This is a genomic window from Streptomyces sp. NPDC047085, from assembly GCF_040643735.1.
Lineage (GTDB): Bacteria > Actinomycetota > Actinomycetes > Streptomycetales > Streptomycetaceae > Streptomyces.
The window spans coordinates 156,408-174,012 of sequence record NZ_JBEYUW010000008.1 but is presented as its reverse complement, the minus strand read 5'-3'; the positions used below and the strand labels follow the sequence as shown (position 1 = coordinate 174,012).

The window sequence follows — 17,605 nt, the reverse complement described above, 5'->3', positions numbered from 1 at the left end:
GTCGACCGGTGCCTGTGGGGCGGATGACTCCTTCTGGCCAACCCGACTCACTCGAACGAGTGAGTTTCATATGAGATGCATTGGGTCCGGACGGTACCGCATGGCGCAGGGGGAGGAAGTGTCCCGAGCGACATCGGCTGGTTAGGTTGCATCCATGAGCGAGGATGTACGGCTGATCGCCTGGGTGCGCGGACGCGTCCAAGGTGTGGGTTTCCGCTGGTTCACGCGTGCCAAGGCGCTGGAGATCGGCGGCCTGAGTGGTTTTGCTCTCAATTTGGACGACGGCCGGGTCCAGGTGGTCGCGGAGGGGGCGCGCGAGGACTGCGAGGGACTGCTCGACTGGCTCCAGGGGGACGACACGCCCGGGCGCGTGGACGGCGTCACCGAGATCTGGGACACACCGCGCGGCGGCTACGACGGCTTCGGCATCCGCTGACCCGTTTCCGTAAAGTCCCGCAGGTGGACCCGCGTCGACTTGTCAGGGGCATGTGCCCGAAGCAGAAATGACCTGGTGGTTGCCAAGGACGGCTCGGCGTGGGAGGCTCCGCTCGTACAGCTGGTCCGTACGCCCTGAGGGCCCCGCAGGAGTCGCGGCGCCGCCGTCCATCGGCCGCGCGCACCGGGTTTGCCCCCCAATACAGGGCGTGATCGTGTTGACCGTCAAACTTTTTGGTGAGACGCTGAAAGCCCCGCGCACCTTAGCTGTTTGGCATGTAGATCCGCAGAGAAACACTCGAGTGTGCCAAGCACCACGGGTGCGAATCCCTCACGACCCACACCGCATCGGTCGGTCACTCAGTGTGGAGGACCATCCATCATGGCAAAGGCGCTTCTCGGTTACGTCGGCGGCTCCGACCCTCGACTCCTCGCCGAGATGCGACGGCTGCAGCAGCGTGTCCAGGACCTGGAATCCGAGCTCGTACGGATCCAGGCGGAGAACGACGCGCTGACGGCTGCCGCCTCTCAGGACAGGATCATGGAGAGCATCGACGCACACCAGGCGGAGCCTGCGCTCACCTGATCGCTGCATCGCTCCACGAAAGCACGCGCAGCGGTTGGGCCGCCCGTAACAACCGCTCAGTTGATCAGACAACGGAATATGTTGTCAGAGTTCGCAAAGGGACGCTTCGGCGTCCCTTCTTTCTTTCCCCCGCGCATCCTTTCAGCCTCTTTAACGTCTGGTGTGCCCTGGATGTTCATGGGTGAAACCGCGGGGTTGCGAGTGTTCGTGGAGTGAGATAGCGGCGGCAGGTAGAGTCCAGCGGCGTGCACCTCAAGGCCCTGACCCTCCGCGGCTTCAAGTCGTTCGCCTCGGCGACCACGCTCCGGTTCGAACCGGGGATCACGTGTGTCGTCGGTCCGAACGGCTCGGGCAAGTCCAATGTCGTGGACGCGCTCAGCTGGGTCATGGGCGAGCAGGGCGCCAAGTCGCTGCGCGGCGGCAAGATGGAGGACGTCATCTTCGCCGGCACCACCGGCCGCCCCCCGCTGGGCCGCGCCGAGGTGTCCCTGACCATCGACAACTCCGACGGGGCGCTGCCCATCGAGTACGCCGAGGTCACCATCACGCGGATCATGTTCCGCAACGGCGGCAGCGAGTACCAGATCAACGGCGACACCTGCCGTCTCCTGGACATCCAGGAACTCCTCTCCGACTCCGGCATCGGCCGCGAGATGCACGTCATCGTCGGCCAGGGCCAGCTCGACTCCGTCCTGCACGCCGACCCCATGGGCCGCCGCGCCTTCATCGAAGAGGCCGCGGGTGTGCTGAAGCACCGCAAGCGCAAGGAGAAGGCGCTGCGGAAGCTCGACGCGATGCAGGCCAACCTCGCGCGCGTGCAGGACCTCACCGACGAACTGCGCCGCCAGCTCAAGCCCCTCGGCCGCCAGGCCGCGGTCGCCCGCCGGGCCGCCGTCATCCAGGCCGACCTCCGCGACGCCCGCCTGCGCCTGCTCGCCGACGACCTCGTACGACTGCGCGACGCACTCAAGACCGAGATCGCCGACGAGGCGGCCCTGAAGGAACGCAAGGAAGCGGCCGAACAGGAGCTGAAGAAGGCGCTCCAGCGGGAGGCCCTGCTGGAGGACGAGGTACGGCAGCTCAGCCCGCGCCTCCAGCGCGCCCAGCAGACCTGGTACGAGCTGTCCCAGCTGGCCGAACGCGTGCGCGGCACCGTCTCGTTGGCCGACGCCCGGGTGAAGAGCGCCACCTCCGCGCCCCCCGAGGAGCGGCGCGGCCGCGACCCCGAGGACATGGAGCGCGAGGCCGCCCGCATCCGCGAGCAGGAGGCCGAGCTGGAGGCCGCCCTGGAAGCGGCCGAGCGCGCCCTCGACGACACGGTCGCCCACCGCGCCGAGCTGGAACGCGAGCTGGCCGTCGAGGAACGCCGCCTCAAGGACGTCGCCCGCGCCATCGCCGACCGCCGCGAGGGCCTGGCCCGCCTCTCCGGGCAGGTCAACGCGGCCCGCTCGCGCGCCGCCTCCGCCCAGGCCGAGATCGACCGGCTGGCCGTCGCCCGCGACGAGGCCCAGGAGCGCGCCGTCTCGGCCCAGGAGGAGTACGAGGCCCTGAAGGCGGAGGTCGACGGCCTCGACGCGGACGACGCCGACCTCGCCGACCGGCACGACGCCGCCAAACGCCGGCTCGCCGAGGCCGAGTCCGCCCTGAGCGCGGCCCGCGAGGCGGCCACCGCGGCCGAGCGCCGCCGCGCCGCGACCCAGGCCCGCCACGAGGCGCTGGCGCTGGGCCTGCGCCGCAAGGACGGCACCGGCATACTCCTCGGCGCCCGGGACCGCCTCACCGGCATCCTCGGCCCGGCGGCGGAACTGCTGACGATCACCCCGGGCTACGAGATCCCCCTGGCCGCCGCCTTCGGCATCGCGGCGGACGCCATCGCCGTGACCACCCCGGCCTCGGCGGCCGAGGCGCTCCGCCTGCTGCGCAAGCAGGACGGAGGACGGGCGGCGCTGCTGCTGGCAGGCACGCCTGAGGAACCGACACCGGAGGCAGCGCCCCAGCGGGCCGCGGAGAACGGCTCGACCGGCCACGACGGACCCGCGGACGACCGACTGCCCACCCCCGACGCCCCCCTCCTCGCCGCCGACCTCGTCCGCGGCCCCGCCGATCTCATCCCCGCGGTCCACCGCCTGCTGCGCGGAATCGTCGTCGTCGGCACCCTGGAGGACGCCGAGGACCTGGTCTACGCGCACCCGGAACTGACCGCGGTCACCGCCGAAGGCGACCTCCTCGGGGCCCACTTCGCGCACGGCGGCTCGGCCGGGGCGCCGAGCCTGCTGGAGGTCCAGGCCTCCGTGGACGAGGCCGCGGCGGAGCTGGACGAGCTGGCCGTACGGTGCGAGGAACTCACCGAGGCCCAGCACGCCGCGGCGGCACACCGCACCGAGGCCGCCGCACTGGTCGAGGAGCTGGGGGAGCGGCGCCGCGCGGCCGACCGCGAGAAGTCGGCCGTCGCCCAGCAGCTCGGACGGCTCGCCGGGCAGGCCCGCGGCGCCGCCGGAGAGGCCGAACGGTCGGCCGCGGCCGCCGCACGCGCCCAGGAGGCGCTGGAGAAGGCCGTACTGGAGGCCGAGGAGCTGGCCGAGCGGCTGGCGGTCGCCGAGGAGATGCCGGTCGAGGAGGAGCCGGACACCTCGGTGCGCGACCGGCTGGCCGCCGACGGCGCCAACGCCCGGCAGACCGAGATGGAGGCCCGGCTCCAGGTCCGTACCCACGAGGAACGCGTCAAGGGGCTCGCCGGACGCGCCGACTCGCTCGACCGCGCCGCCCGCGCGGAACGCGAGGCACGCGCGCGTGCCGAGCAGCGCCGGGCCCGGCTGCGGCACGAGGCCGCCGTCGCGGGCGCCGTCGCCTCCGGTGCCCGCCAGCTGCTCGCGCACATCGAGGTGTCCCTCGGCCGCGCCGAGCGGGAGCGGTCCGCCGCCGAGGCCGCCAAGGCGCTGCGCGAGCGGGAGCTGACCGCCGCGCGCACCGCCGGACGCGATCTCAAGGCCGAGCTCGACAAGTTGACGGACTCGGTGCACCGGGGCGAGGTGCTCGGCGCCGAGAAGCGGCTGCGGATAGAGCAGCTGGAGACCAAGGCGCTGGAGGAGCTGGGCGTCGAGCCGGCGGGTCTGGTGACGGAGTACGGTCCGCACCAGCTCGTGCCGCCCTCGCCGCCGGCCGAGGGCGAGATCCTGCCCGAGGACCCCGAGCACCCGCGCAACCAGCCCCGCCCCTTCGTGCGGGCCGAACAGGAGAAGCGGCTCAAGGCCGCCGAGCGGGCGTACCAGCAGCTGGGCAAGGTCAACCCGCTCGCCCTGGAGGAGTTCGCGGCGCTGGAGGAGCGGCACAAGTTCCTCAGCGAGCAGCTGGAGGACCTGAAGAAGACCCGCGCCGACCTGCTTCAGGTGGTGAAGGAGGTCGACGAGCGCGTCGAGCAGGTCTTCACCGAGGCGTACCGGGACACGGCCCGCGAGTTCGAGGGCGTCTTCAGCCGGCTGTTCCCGGGGGGTGAGGGCCGGCTGGTCCTCACCGATCCCGACAACATGCTCACCACGGGCGTGGACGTCGAGGCCCGGCCGCCGGGCAAGAAGGTCAAGCGGCTCTCCCTGCTGTCCGGCGGCGAGCGGTCGCTGACCGCCGTCGCGATGCTGGTGTCGATCTTCAAGGCCCGGCCGAGCCCCTTCTACGTCATGGACGAGGTCGAGGCCGCGCTCGACGACACCAACCTCCAGCGGCTGATCCGGATCATGCAGGAGCTGCAGGAGTCCTCGCAGCTGATCGTGATCACGCACCAGAAGCGCACGATGGAGGTCGCCGACGCGCTCTACGGCGTGTCCATGCAGGGTGACGGTGTGTCGAAGGTCATCTCCCAGCGGCTGCGCTAGCCGCACCGCCGGTCCACACTCAAGATCCAACTACCTCACGTTCACTTCTTGAACGTGAGGAGACTCATCACATCTCAAAACTCACAGCTACCGAACTATTGACTTCGAAACTTGAAGGCATAGTCTCTGCAACGTTGTTTTTACCTTCAGGTGTCACCACCTGAGAGGGCTCACCCCACCCGGCAGCGTTGCCGTGGCCCGAGGAGTTTTTCCGTGACCAGCACAGCGCAGGCACCCACGTCAGGAGCCAGGACGGCCCCACCCGAGCATCTCGGGCACGTCATCTTCATCGCGGCGGCGGCCGCGATGGGCGGTTTCCTCTTCGGTTACGACAGCTCCGTGATCAACGGCGCCGTCGAGGCCATCCGGGACCGCTACGACATCGGCTCCGCCGCGCTGGCCCAGGTCATCGCGATCGCCCTGATCGGCTGTGCCATCGGCGCCGCCACGGCCGGCCGCATCGCCGACCGGATCGGCCGCATCCGCGTCATGCAGATCGCCGCCGTGCTGTTCACGGTCAGTGCCATCGGCTCGGCGCTGCCCTTCTCGCTGTGGGACTTCGCCCTCTGGCGCGTCGTCGGCGGCTTCGCCATCGGCATGGCCTCGGTCATCGGCCCCGCCTACATAGCCGAGGTCGCCCCGCCGGCGTACCGCGGCCGCCTCGGCTCCTTCCAGCAGGCCGCGATCGTCATCGGCATCGCCATCTCGCAGCTGGTCAACTGGGGCCTGCTCAACGCCGCAGACGGCGACCAGCGCGGCAAGCTGATGGGCCTGGAGGCCTGGCAGGTCATGCTCGGCGTGATGGTCGTCCCGGCCGTCCTGTACGGCCTGCTCTCCCTCGCGATCCCCGAGTCCCCGCGCTTCCTGATCTCCGTCGGCAAGCGTGACCGGGCCAAGGAGATCCTCGCCGAGGTCGAGGGCGGCAGCACCGACCTGGACGCCCGCGTCACCGAGATCGAGCAGGCGATGCGCAGCGAGCACCGCTCCACCTTCAAGGACCTGCTCGGCGGCGGCTTCTTCTTCAAGCCGATCGTCTGGATCGGCATCGGCCTGTCCGTCTTCCAGCAGTTCGTCGGCATCAACGTCGCGTTCTACTACTCCTCGACGCTGTGGCAGTCGGTCGGCGTGGACCCGACGGACTCGTTCTTCTACTCCTTCACGACGTCGATCATCAACATCGTCGGCACCGTGATCGCGATGATCTTCGTGGACCGCGTCGGCCGCAAGCCGCTCGCCCTCATCGGCTCGGTGGGCATGGCCGTCGGCCTGGCCCTGGAGGCCTGGGCGTTCAGCCACCACCTGGTCGACGGCAAGCTGCCCGCCACCCAGGGCTGGATCGCCCTGATCGCCGCCCACGTGTTCGTTCTCTTCTTCGCCCTGTCCTGGGGCGTGGTCGTCTGGGTCATGCTCGGCGAGATGTTCCCGAACAAGATCCGCGCCGCCGCCCTGGGCGTGGCCGCCGCCGCGCAGTGGATCGCCAACTGGGCCATCACCGCGAGCTTCCCGTCGCTGGCCGACTGGAACCTGTCCGGCACGTACGTGATCTACACCGTGTTCGCCGCGCTCTCCATCCCGTTCGTCCTCAGGTTCGTCAAGGAGACGAAGGGCAAGTCCCTGGAGGAGATGGGCTGAGCAGCCCCGAGCCCGAGGAGAAGGGCCAAGTCCCCGCTGCCCCTCTCCTCGTACCGTCCGTCGCCCCCGGCCCGGCCACTGCCCGGACCGGGGGCGGCGGTGTCGTACGACCCCTCGCCCGACGGCACCCGCGTTGTCAGTGCCGCCCGGCATAGTGATCCACATGTTCAGCGGACTGCACGACATCGACTGGGCGTCGATGCACCATGCGTACGGAACGGCCGAGGAGATCCCGGCGCTGCTGAGGGCGCTGCGCTCCCCGGACGCGGAGGAACGCGGCAAGGCGCTCGACCGCTTCTACAGCGCGGTCCACCACCAGGGCGATGTGTACCTGTGTACGGCGGCGAGCGTGCCGTTCCTGGCCGAGCTGGCCGGTGACGCCGCCGCGCCCGGCCGGGCCGCCATCGTGACGCTGCTGGTCAGCATCGGCCAGGAAGCCCTCGACCGAGCCGTGGACCAGGACGGCGTCGAGATCGAGTACGTCGGCCCGGTGGGCTACGCCCAGGCGCTGGCCGCCCTGCGCGAGCGCGCGGAGCTGTTCGTCTCGCTGGCCGCGGACGCCGACCCGGGCGTGCGCCGGGCCGCGATACCGGGGCTCGCCCTCTTCCTCGACGACCCGAGCCGGGCCGCCGCGCTCCTGCGCGACCGGCTGTCCGCCGAGTCGGCGATGCCGGCGCGGCTCCTGGTCGTGGAGGCGATGGCGACGCTGGCCCAGCGCCTGCCGGCCGCGGCGGACGAGGCGGCGCAGTGGCTCGGCGGACTCGCCGCCGACGCGGCCATGGACCCGCCGACCAGGCTCGCCGCCGTGGTCCACCGCGCCCGGTGCACCCCGGAACGGATCGACGCGGAGGCCGTTCCGACAGCCGTCGACCTGCTGCGGCAGATGGCTCGCACGGCCCCGAAAGCCCCGACCGCCCCCACCGTCACGGCCATGTCGTCCACCCCCGCCGCCCCCGCCGTGCCGTCCGCCCCCGCCACCCCCACCGACGGAGTCCCGCCCCAGGTCGTCGCCGCCTTCGAGGAACTCGATCGGCAGGGGCGGGCGCACGCGCCGACCACCAGGCTGCTGCGGACGTTCCACGAGGTGCTGGCGGCCCGGGTGCCAGAGCGGACCGCGCTGCTCGAAGAGCAGCTGCGCAGCCCCGCTCCCGGTGCCCGGCTGGACGCGATCCGCATGAGCGGGGAGCTGATGCGCTCCTGGCGCGGTGATCACGCGGCGCTCGTCCTGCTGGTCGCCGGCGCGCTCACCCCGGACGACCACGAGATCGCCGCGGAGGCCGCAGCCGTCCTGGAGGCCTGCCACCTCATCGCCGAGCCGGCTCGGGAGGCCCTCGCCGCACAGGTCGCGGCGCACCGCACGGCACACGGCCCCGACGTGTGGGCCGCACCGGACCCCCGGCTCCGCCGCGCCCACCAGGAGGCCGTCCGGGCGCTGGCCCGCCTCGGTGACGCCCGGGCCGTACCCGCTCTGCTGACGGCGCTGGACAGCGGAACCGACGCCTGGCGAGCGGTGCAGGTCGCGGGGCACCTGCCCCGGGCGGCGGACCAGCTGACGCCGAGGCTCTGCGCCCACCTGCGCCGGGCCGACCTCGCCCAGGGCTGGACGGAGATGAGCGTCCACGCGCTGCTGTCCGCGCTGGCCGCACTCGGCGATCCGGCGGCGCTGCCCGCGCTCACCGACACCGTCGCGGCCGCGGTGCGCCACGAGCGGACGAGGCTCGCCTCCGCCGCCCTGAAGGCCCTGGCGGCGTTCGGACCCGCGGCGGCACCCGCGCTCCCCGCGATCCGGCCGCTGACCGAGGCCGGCGACGCGGATGTACGAGGCGCCGCCATCGCCGCGCTGTGGTCCGTGGGCGGCGACCCGGCGGAGGTCCTGCCGCAGGTCGTGCCGCACCTGCTGGAGCTGCTGGACGACAGCGTCACCTTCCGGATATCCGACGCCGCCCAGGTGCTCGGCCGGATCGGCCCGCCCGCCGAGGCCGCGCTGCCCCGCCTCCGCGCGCTGCTGACGCACAGCTACGAGTGGGTCCGGGTCCGCTGCGCCGCCGCCCTCTGGGAGATCGGCGGCCCGCCCGAGGCGCCGGCCGTCCTGGACACCCTGCTCCAGGCCTGGGCGCAGAACTCCGCGACGGCCAACGACGTCGTGGCGTGCCTGGACCGGATGGGTGCCCTCGCGGCCCCGGCCCTTCCCCAGCTCCGGGCGGAGCTGGCCCTGCCCCGGCGCGGCGGGCGGTTCAACTCGATCGACAACGACGAGGAACTGCGGCGGACCGGCCGCCGGCTCCTGGCGCGACTCAGTCCCCCAGCGCCGGAAGCACCCGCTCCGCGAACAGTCTGAGGCTCCGCCACCCCTCCTCCACCGGCATCCCGCCCGCCAGCGGATGCAGGACGAGACTGTCCAGGCCCAGCTCCAGGCACTGCTCGGGCGTGACGATCCGGTACACGCCCTCCGCGCGCAGCTCGGCGACCGTCGTCGCCGCCGACCGCACCGCCGAGCGGATCTCGCCGGACTGCCAGGAGGCGTACGTCCGGGCCTCGTGCAGGAAGTGCTCGCCGTGCTCGGCCCAGGCCCGGTCCGGGTCCTCGGCGAGGTGGAGGAGCGGGGTCTCGGCGGCCGGCATCATCGTCCAGCCCTCGGTTCCGTACGCCGTGAGCTGCTCCTTGTAGTACGCCTCCAGCTCCGGCAGATGCGCGCTCGGGAAGAACGGCAGGCCCAGCCGGGCGGCCCGGCGGGCGGCGGCCCGCGAGGAACCGCCGACCAACAGCAGCGGGTGCGGATCGGTGTACGGACGCGGGGTGAGCCGTACCGTCCGGCCCCGGTACGTGAACTCCTCGCCGGTCCACGCCTTCAGCAGGGTCTCCAGCAGCTCGTCCTGGAGCCGGCCGCGCCGCTTCCAGTCGACGTCGAACAGCTCGTACTCCTCGGGGCGGTAGCCGATCCCGGCCACCGTCACCAGCCGGCCGCCGCTGAGCAGGTCCAGCACCGCGATCTCCTCGGCCAGCCGCAGCGGGTCGTGCAGCGGGCCGATCACCGCCGACACCGTCACCGCGATCCGGCGGGTCGCGCCGAACACCGCCCCCGCGAAGGCGAACGGCGACGGCAGCCAGTTGTTCCCGACGCCGTGGTGCTCCTCGGTCTGCATGGTGGTGACGCCGTGCTCGTCGGCGTACGCGGCCATCTCCAGGGCGGCCCGGTAGCGGGCGGCGAGGGAGGCACGGGTGGCGCCGGGCTCGACCAGGTTGAAACGTACGACCGTGACGGGCATGGAGAGTCCCCCTCCGGTGCGGCTCGGTGGAGGGGGACAGTAGCTGACGGAGCGTCAGACGGCCAGAGCCGGCTCGGGCTCCGTCTCGGGCTCCTCGACCTCGTCCGCCGTCTGCGGCGCGACCACCGCGGGCTTCGGCAGGACGACGTACAGCACGCCCGAGACCACGATCGTCGCGACCCAGCCGAGCCCGTACTCGCCGATGAGGTTGTTCTTCGCCAGCGGGCCGGTGAACCAGTCCGAGGTCGTGAACATCAGGCCCGCGGCCAGGCCGATCGCCCAGGAGGCCACCGCGGCGGGGGAGAAGCCGCCCCGGTACCAGTAGGCGCTGGTGCGCGTGGTGTCGGTCATGGCCCGGCCGTCGTACTCCGTACGGCGCAGCATGTCCGCGCCGAAGACACCCACCCAGGCGGAGAAGGCGACCGCGAGCAGCGACAGGAAGGCGATGAAGGAACCCAGGAAGCTGGTCGCCACCAGCATCAGCACCCCGCCGAAGACCAGCGAGATCACGGCGTTGACCGAGACCGCCCAGTGGCGCGGCACCTTGAAGCCGAGCGTCTGCGCGGTGAAGCCCGCCGAGTACATCGACATCGCGTTGATCAGCAGCATGCCGATCAGCGCGATCAGCAGGTACGGCACCGCGATCCAGGTCGGCAGGATCTGGCCGAGGAAGGAGACCGGGTCGGTGGCCGAGGCCAGGTCCGGCGTGCCGACCGCCATCACCGCGCCCATCAGCACCATGGGCAGCACGACGATCCCGGCGCCGCCCAGCGTCGTGCCGACGATCGCCTTCGAGGAGGCGGTGCGCGGCAGGTAGCGGGTGAAGTCGGGTGCAGAGGGGATCCAGCTCACGCCGCCCGCCGCGATCATGCCGATACCGGTGATCACCGCGGCCGTGGGACCGGCGCTGTGGTCCATCACCTTGGACCAGTCGGTGTGCACGGCCAGGTACCCCAGGACCAGAACCGAGAAGACGCCGAAGAGATAGGTCGCGTACTTGTTGCACTTCTGCACGGCGTTGATGCCGAGCCCGGAGATCGCGAAGGTCGCGACGACGAAGACCAGCAGCATGACCATGTCCAGCACGCCGTTGGCCCTGATGCCGAGCACGATGTCCAGGATGGTGAGCATCGCGTAGGCACCGGTGACCGCGTTGATCGTCTCCCAGCCCCAGCGCGCGACCCAGATCAGCGAACCGGGCAGCAGATTGCCGCGCTGCCCGAACACCGCCCGCGACAGCGCCATGCCGGGCGCTCCACCGCGCTTGCCCGCGATGCCGATCAGGCCGACCAGGCCGTACGACACGAGGGGCGCCACGCCGGCGACGACGAGCGCCTGCCAGATGTTCAGGTGGTACGCCACGACGAGGCTCGCGCCCATCGTCAGGAGCAGCACGCTGATGTTGGCGCCCACCCAGGTCGGGAACAGTTCGCGGGTCCTGGCGGTGCGCTCGTGGTCCGGTACCTGCTCGATACCTCGGGTCTCGAGAGCGCCTTCGGCCTGGGCTGTCTTACTCATCAAGGAGGGTGACCTACAAGGTGGGGGGACGGGGACACCGGGACTCCGGGCGCGGAACGGGAGCCTGCGCGGCACGAGAGCCCGAGTCATCGTACTTTAATCCGACTTCTGTACACCAGAGTCATTTGTCCCTTTGTCAGAAGTCACAAGTGGGACGAGCCGCACCCGCGCGCAACCGGGGTTCCGCCCGACCCCATGACTGATACTGGACCCGTTATGGAAACCGTCATCCTTGCTGTAGTCATCGCCGTGGTCGTGCTCGGCGCGCTCGGCGGGCTCATCATCGGCAGCCGGCGCCGGAAGTCGCTGCCCCCGCCACCGCCCGCCGCGCCCGACATCACCGCACCCCCGGCCGAACCCCACGTCGGCGACGAGGCCGAGACGCCCCGCGACGAACCACGCCGGACGATCGAGGAGGTGGATCTCCCCGGCGGCCCCGCAGCGGTCGCCGTGGAGGAACCCCCCGTCGTCGAGGCTCCCGAGATCGAGATCGAGATCCCGGAGCCCACCGAGGGCCGGCTCGTCCGCCTGCGTGCCCGCCTCTCCCGCTCCCAGACCGCCCTCGGCAAGGGGCTGCTCACGCTGCTCTCGCGCGAGCACCTCGACGACGAGACCTGGGAGGAGATCGAGGACACGCTGCTCACCGCCGACGTCGGTGTGCAGCCCACCCAGGAGCTGGTCGAGCGGCTGCGCGAGCGCGTCAAGGTGCTCGGCACCCGCACCCCCGCGGAGCTGCGCGGCCTGCTCCGCGAGGAACTGCTCAAGCTGATCGGCACCGATGTCGACCGCACGGTCAAGACCGAGCCCGAGGACCGCAAGCCCGGCATCGTGATGGTCGTCGGCGTCAACGGCACCGGCAAGACCACCACCACCGGCAAGCTCGCCCGCGTCCTGGTCGCCGACGGCCGCACGGTCGTCCTCGGCGCCGCCGACACCTTCCGCGCCGCCGCCGCCGACCAGCTGCAGACCTGGGGCGAGCGCGTGGGCGCCCACACCGTGCGCGGACCGGAGGCCGGCGACCCCGCCTCCGTCGCCTTCGACGCGGTGAAGGAGGGCAAGGAGATCGGCGTCGACGTGGTGCTCATCGACACCGCCGGCCGGCTCCACACGAAGACCGGCCTCATGGACGAGCTGGGCAAGGTCAAGCGGGTCGTGGAGAAGCACGCCCCGCTGGACGAGGTGCTGCTGGTCCTGGACGCCACCACCGGCCAGAACGGCCTGGTGCAGGCCCGTGTGTTCGCCGAGGTGGTGGACATCACCGGCATCGTGCTGACCAAGCTCGACGGCACGGCGAAGGGCGGCATCGTGGTCGCGGTCCAGCGCGAGCTGGGCGTGCCGGTCAAGCTGATCGGTCTCGGCGAGGGCGCGGACGACCTGGCGCCGTTCGACCCGGAGGCGTTCGTGGACGCGCTCATCGGTGACTGAGCGACCGGCCGACTAACCCAGAGTGTGCGAGAAGCGCCCGCCCCAAGCTGCAGTTGGGGACGGGCGCTTCGCCCTTTTCTGCGCCTGAGCCGGCGCCGCTTTCGCGGAGGTGGTTGCTCGCCGTCGTGGTGGCTCGATCGATGGTTGCTGTGGTGGGGTGCGGAATCACGTGCGCTATGTGCTCGATGTGCGCGACCGATGCGCGGCATACGCCAGCGTCCCCAGCAGCAGCCGCGCGGCCGGGGGCCGGGTGGCCGAGTCCAGGGCCGGCGGGCGCAGCCAGCGCACCGGGCCGAGGCCGCCCCGGTCGGAGGGCGGGGCGGTGATGTACGTACCCGGTCCGAGGCCGCGCAGGTCCAGGGCGGACGGGTCGTCCCAGCCCATGCGGTAGAGCAGCCGGGGAAGCTCGGCGGCGGCGCCGGGGGCGACGAAGAAGTGGGCGCGGCCGTCCGGGGTCGCGGCGACCGGACCGAGGGGGAGGCCCATGCGCTCCAGCCGGACCAGGGCGCGGCGCCCGGCCGGCTCGGCGACCTCGATGACGTCGAACGCGCGGCCGACGGGCAGCATCACGGCGGCGCCGGGGCACTCGGCCCAGGCCTTGATCACCTCGTCGAGCGTGGCCCCGGCGGGCACCTGGGGTGCGAAGTCGAGGGGGTGCGCGCCCGGCGTCCGGCAGCCGGCGTTCCCGCAGGAGCAGGAGCCCGCCGCGGCCCGTGCGCCCGGCACCACGTCCCAGCCCCACAGCCCCGTGAACTCGGCGACAGCGGTGCACTCCGACGAACGGCCGCGCCGGCGTGTGCCGGAGCGGATCTCCCGAATGCCGCCGATCGTGAAGCCCATGCCCCCTCCAACGGGTCCAGCGCGCCGGTGGTTACGACACGGAGCGAGATGGAAGCGGAACGTGACGCTACGGCTCCGACTTCCCCCGGTTCCGTGCGGTCACGGCGGCGCCTTGCGGCACTTCGGGTGGTGCACCGGGGTCTGTGCGCCCCTGTGTGCATCACTCCGCCCACTTCCGGCCGTCCTATGTCAAGTGAATCGCGTGGAGGCGACGGTGAGTTCATTCGAAGGGGTGGCGAATGGTGGCGTTTCAGGGATCGCCATGGCTGGACCGGTGATCGTAGGATTACTGTGAGTGCGCGAGGCCTGAGGGCACATGCACTCATGGGTATGCCGGAGGCAAGCCGTCGTCTCGTTCGAAGGGTGAGAACCGCCGGACGAGAGGCCGTCTTCCCGGGCATTCTGATAGGGCTTGGCGCGTGGCGGTCTGCCCCCCGGGGCGACCGAGGTCGCAGCGGTGACAAGTGGTCTCAGGGATGGGGGCGTTCCAGTGGGCGGCAACGGCGGAGGCGGGACGAACGCTGACAAGCGCCCCAACGAGCTGCTCGGCTCGTGGTTCGTGCGCAGTGGCTGGTCCAAGGGCGAGCTGGCACGCCAGGTGAACCGCAGGGCACGCCAGCTGGGTGCCAACCACATCTCCACGGACACCTCACGGGTGCGTCGCTGGCTGGACGGGGAGAACCCGCGCGAGCCGATCCCGCGGATCCTCTCCGAGCTGTTCTCCGAGCGCTTCGGCTGCGTCGTCTCCATCGAGGACCTCGGCCTGCGGACCGCCCGCCAGTCACCCTCCGCGACCGGCGTCGACCTGCCCTGGACGGGCCCGCAGACGGTGTCCCTGCTCAGCGAGTTCTCGCGCAGCGACCTGATGCTGGCGCGGCGCGGCTTCCTCGGGACCTCGCTGGCCCTGTCCGCGGGTCCGTCCCTCATCGAGCCCATGCAGCGCTGGCTGGTGCCGACCCCGGCCTCGCCGGCCCCGCCCGAGGCCGACCCCCTGCTGGAGTCCCGCAGGCCGGGCCGCCTGTCCAAGCCCGAGCTGGACCTCCTGGAGTCCACCACACGGATGTTCCGCCAGTGGGACGCCCAGTGCGGCGGCGGCCTGCGCCGCAAGGCGGTCGTCGGCCAGCTGCACGAGGTCACCGACCTCCTCCAGGAGCCCCAGCCCGAGGCCACCACCCGCAAGCTCTTCAAGGTCGCCGCCGAACTCGCCGAACTCGCGGGCTGGATGTCGTACGACGTGGGCCTCCAGCCCACCGCGCAGAAGTACTTCGTCCTCGCCCTGCACGCCGCCAAGGAGGCCGGCGACAAGCCGCTCGGCTCGTACATCCTCTCCAGCATGAGCCGCCAGATGATCCACCTCGGCCGGCCCGACGACGCCCTGGAGCTGATCCACCTCGCCCAGTACGGCAGCCGCGACTGCGCGAGCCCCCGCACCCAGTCGATGCTGTATGCGATGGAGGCCCGCGCCTACGCCAACATGGGCCAGCCCGGCAAGACCAAGCGCGCGGTCCGCATGGCCGAGGACACCTTCGCCGAGGTCGACGAGTGGGACGAGCCGGATCCCGACTGGATCCGCTTCTTCTCCGAGGCCGAGCTGTACGGCGAGAACTCCCACTCCTTCCGCGACCTCGCCTACGTCGCCGGACGCAGCCCCACCTACGCCTCCCTGGCCGAGCCGCTGATGCAGCGGGCGGTGGAGCTGTTCGCGAAGGACAGTGAGCACCAGCGGTCCTATGCGCTGAACCTCATCGGCATGGCCACCGTGCACCTGCTCCAGCGCGAGCCCGAGCACAGCACGGAGTACGCCTCGCGGGCCATGGAGATCGCCAAGAAGGTCCGCTCCGAGCGTGTGAACACTCGTATTCGAAAGACGGTCGACACCGCCGCACGCGACTTCGGCGATCTCGCCGTCGTCGTCGACCTCACCGACCAGCTCGCCGTGGACCTGCCGGAGACCGCCGAGGCCGTCTGAATCCCGCAGGACCCGCACACCCCGGCCGCGGCCGGTCCTCCCGAACAGCCCGACTCGGCTCCCCCATGCCAGGTCATCGAGAGGCCGCGCCGCGGCCGGCCCTTTTCCCCGAAGGGATCCTCCGGAGAAGGTTGCGCCACGATAACGATCGACGCGCCCGGAATCCGGCGATTCATCTAGGCGTAACAAGCAAGGCGCCTTCGTCACCCCGGCGAAACAACGAGGGGCTTCCACCGAAACCGCGCTGCGTCAGTCTCGTGGCGCATAACCGGCCCATCCCCACACCCGCCGGACCGCTCAGGCACCGCCCGCACGGGGCCCGTACAACCGACGAGGAGACGCCGATGGCACCAGCCATCACGCTTGCCGCGGAGGCACCCAAGTTGTCCTCCGCGAACACAGGCTTCATGCTGATCTGTTCCGCCCTGGTGCTGCTCATGACCCCGGGCCTGGCCTTCTTCTACGGAGGCATGGTCCGCGTCAAGAGCACCCTCAACATGCTGATGATGAGCTTCATCAGCATCGGCATCGTCACCATTCTGTGGGTGCTCTACGGCTTCTCCCTCGCCTTCGGCACGAACAACAGCCTCATCGGCTGGAACTCCGACTGGTTCGGCCTCAGCAACATCGGGCTGACGGAGCTGTGGGACGGCTACACCATCCCGATCTTCGTGTTCATGGTCTTCCAGCTGATGTTCGCGATCATCACGCCGGCCCTGATAAGCGGCGCCCTCGCGGACCGCGTCAAGTTCTCGGCATGGGCGCTCTTCGTCGCCCTGTGGGCCACGGTCGTCTACGTGCCCGTCGCCCACTGGGTCTGGGGCGCCGACGGCTGGGCCTACAAGCTCGGCGTGATCGACTTCGCGGGCGGCACGGCGGTCCACATCAACGCGGGTGCCGGCGCCCTCGGCGTGATCCTCGTCATCGGCAAGCGCGTCGGCTTCAAGAAGGACCCGATGCGCCCGCACAGCCTCCCGCTCGTCATGCTCGGCGCCGGTCTGCTGTGGTTCGGCTGGTTCGGCTTCAACGCCGGCTCCTGGCTCGGCAACGACGACGGCGTCGGCGCGCTGATGTTCGTCAACACGCAGGTCGCGACCGCCGCCGCCATGCTGGCCTGGCTCGCCTACGAGAAGATCCGGCACGGCGCGTTCACCACCCTCGGCGCCGCCTCCGGCGCGGTCGCCGGTCTGGTCGCGATCACCCCCTCCGGCGGCGCGGTCTCCCCGCTCGGCGCGATCGCCGTCGGCGCCATCGCCGGTGTCGCCTGCGCCGCGGCCGTCGGCCTGAAGTTCAAGTTCGGCTACGACGACTCGCTCGACGTCGTCGGCGTCCACATGGTCGGCGGCATCATCGGCTCCCTGCTCATCGGCTTCTTCGCCACCGGCAAGGGCCAGTCCACCGCGACCGGTGTCCTCTACGGCGACCACACCTGGACCCAGCTGTGGAAGCAGTGCGCGGGCGTCGGTGCGGTCCTCGCCTACTCCCTGGTCGCCTCCGCGGTCCTCGCCTTCCTGATCGACAAGACGATCGGAATGCGGGTCTCCGAGGACGAGGAGATCTCCGGCATCGACCAGGCGGAGCACGCCGAGACCGCATACGACTTCAGCGGTGCGGGCGGCGGTGTCATCGGCTCCGTCGCAGCCGCCGCCCCGTCCCAGGCCGCCGCGCAGACCAAGAAGGTGGACGCATGAAGCTCATCACCGCCGTCGTGAAGCCGCACCGGCTCGACGAGATCAAGGAGGCCCTTCAGGCCTTCGGCGTCCACGGACTGACGGTCACCGAGGCCAGCGGTTACGGTCGGCAGAGGGGCCACACCGAGGTCTACCGCGGTGCCGAGTACACCGTCGACCTGGTCCCCAAGATCCGCATCGAGGTCCTGGCCGAGGACGACGACGCCGAGCAGCTGGTCGAGGTCATCGTCAAGGCGGCCCGCACCGGCAAGATCGGTGACGGCAAGGTCTGGTCCCTGCCGGTCGAGACGGCCGTACGGGTCCGCACCGGCGAGCGCGGCCCGGACGCGCTCTGACGCGACGGCAGTACAGCAGGACAGCACAACAGCAGGACGGCA

General features: G+C 71.2%; 12 protein-coding genes. 9 read left to right on the top strand and 3 right to left on the bottom strand.

Translation table 11 applies throughout. The features are described from left to right. The first annotated feature begins 154 nt into the window (after positions 1–154). The 5 genes from ABZ865_RS26160 (at position 155) to ABZ865_RS26140 (ending at position 8,857) form a co-directional block, all read left to right on the top strand. The gene (locus tag ABZ865_RS26160) at positions 155–436 is read left to right on the top strand and encodes an acylphosphatase (protein WP_361234998.1); all 282 of its coding nucleotides are present in this window, start codon (positions 155–157) and stop codon (positions 434–436) included. A 381-nt stretch (positions 437–817) separates the two neighbouring features. Further along, entirely contained in the window at positions 818–1,021 is a 204-nt protein-coding gene (locus ABZ865_RS26155; RefSeq protein WP_023546484.1) for a hypothetical protein, read from the top strand. A gap of 245 nt (positions 1,022–1,266) precedes the next feature. Further along, a complete protein-coding gene (smc, locus tag ABZ865_RS26150) occupies positions 1,267–4,887 on the top strand; it encodes a chromosome segregation protein SMC (protein ID WP_361234995.1) in 3,621 nt (1,206 codons plus the stop codon). Between the two features lie 213 nt (positions 4,888–5,100). Further along, positions 5,101–6,519 (top strand): sugar porter family MFS transporter, encoded by a 1,419-nt coding sequence (locus tag ABZ865_RS26145; RefSeq protein WP_361234992.1) that lies wholly within the window; start codon positions 5,101–5,103, stop codon positions 6,517–6,519. A gap of 163 nt (positions 6,520–6,682) precedes the next feature. Beyond that, positions 6,683–8,857 (top strand): HEAT repeat domain-containing protein, encoded by a 2,175-nt coding sequence (locus ABZ865_RS26140; RefSeq protein WP_361234989.1) that lies wholly within the window; start codon positions 6,683–6,685, stop codon positions 8,855–8,857. Here the strand turns inward: ABZ865_RS26140 and ABZ865_RS26135 are convergent. Together ABZ865_RS26135 and ABZ865_RS26130 are read right to left on the bottom strand one after the other, a co-directional pair. Further along, positions 8,814–9,785, bottom strand: a complete 972-nt coding sequence (locus ABZ865_RS26135) for an LLM class flavin-dependent oxidoreductase (RefSeq protein WP_361234986.1) — start codon at positions 9,783–9,785, stop codon at positions 8,814–8,816. The genes ABZ865_RS26140 and ABZ865_RS26135 overlap by 44 nt on opposite strands. A gap of 54 nt (positions 9,786–9,839) precedes the next feature. Then, entirely contained in the window at positions 9,840–11,303 is a 1,464-nt protein-coding gene (locus ABZ865_RS26130; RefSeq protein WP_361234983.1) for a cytosine permease, read from the bottom strand. Between the two features lie 216 nt (positions 11,304–11,519). Here ABZ865_RS26130 and ftsY point away from each other — a divergent pair, with 216 nt between their 5' ends. Next, the gene (gene ftsY / locus ABZ865_RS26125) at positions 11,520–12,728 is read left to right on the top strand and encodes a signal recognition particle-docking protein FtsY (protein ID WP_361234980.1); all 1,209 of its coding nucleotides are present in this window, start codon (positions 11,520–11,522) and stop codon (positions 12,726–12,728) included. Between the two features lie 174 nt (positions 12,729–12,902). Here the strand turns inward: ftsY and ABZ865_RS26120 are convergent, their stop codons facing one another. After that, positions 12,903–13,568 carry a bifunctional DNA primase/polymerase gene (locus ABZ865_RS26120; RefSeq protein ID WP_361234977.1) on the bottom strand — a complete coding sequence of 222 codons (666 nt, stop codon included), beginning with the start codon at positions 13,566–13,568 and terminating at the stop codon, positions 12,903–12,905. Between the two features lie 490 nt (positions 13,569–14,058). Between ABZ865_RS26120 and ABZ865_RS26115 the strand changes: the two genes are divergently transcribed. From ABZ865_RS26115 to ABZ865_RS26105, 3 genes are all read left to right on the top strand, one after another. Then, positions 14,059–15,537, top strand: coding sequence for a hypothetical protein (locus tag ABZ865_RS26115; RefSeq protein WP_361234974.1), 1,479 nt, complete (start codon positions 14,059–14,061; stop codon positions 15,535–15,537). Positions 15,538–15,881: 344 nt separating this feature from the next. Continuing rightward, on the top strand, positions 15,882–17,228 hold the full coding sequence (locus tag ABZ865_RS26110) for an ammonium transporter (protein ID WP_361234971.1): 1,347 nt from the start codon (positions 15,882–15,884) through the stop codon (positions 17,226–17,228). Continuing rightward, positions 17,225–17,563, top strand: coding sequence for a P-II family nitrogen regulator (locus ABZ865_RS26105; RefSeq protein WP_100828472.1), 339 nt, complete (start codon positions 17,225–17,227; stop codon positions 17,561–17,563). Before ABZ865_RS26110 ends, ABZ865_RS26105 begins: the two co-directional genes overlap by 4 nt. The last annotated feature ends 42 nt before the right edge of the window (positions 17,564–17,605 follow it).

What these genes read in the sequence shown, in the direction of transcription:
- ABZ865_RS26160 (WP_361234998.1), top strand. Translation starts at nt 155, where the DNA reads ATGAGCGAGGATGTACGGCTGATCGCCTGGGTGCGCGGACGCGTCCAA.
- ABZ865_RS26155 (WP_023546484.1), top strand. Translation starts at nt 818, where the DNA reads ATGGCAAAGGCGCTTCTCGGTTACGTCGGCGGCTCCGACCCTCGACTC.
- ABZ865_RS26140 (WP_361234989.1), top strand. Translation starts at nt 6,683, where the DNA reads ATGTTCAGCGGACTGCACGACATCGACTGGGCGTCGATGCACCATGCG.
- ABZ865_RS26135 (WP_361234986.1), bottom strand. Translation starts at nt 9,785, where the DNA reads ATGCCCGTCACGGTCGTACGTTTCAACCTGGTCGAGCCCGGCGCCACC.
- ABZ865_RS26130 (WP_361234983.1), bottom strand. Translation starts at nt 11,303, where the DNA reads ATGAGTAAGACAGCCCAGGCCGAAGGCGCTCTCGAGACCCGAGGTATC.
- ftsY (WP_361234980.1), top strand. Translation starts at nt 11,520, where the DNA reads ATGGAAACCGTCATCCTTGCTGTAGTCATCGCCGTGGTCGTGCTCGGC.
- ABZ865_RS26120 (WP_361234977.1), bottom strand. Translation starts at nt 13,568, where the DNA reads ATGGGCTTCACGATCGGCGGCATTCGGGAGATCCGCTCCGGCACACGC.
- ABZ865_RS26110 (WP_361234971.1), top strand. Translation starts at nt 15,882, where the DNA reads ATGGCACCAGCCATCACGCTTGCCGCGGAGGCACCCAAGTTGTCCTCC.
- ABZ865_RS26105 (WP_100828472.1), top strand. Translation starts at nt 17,225, where the DNA reads ATGAAGCTCATCACCGCCGTCGTGAAGCCGCACCGGCTCGACGAGATC.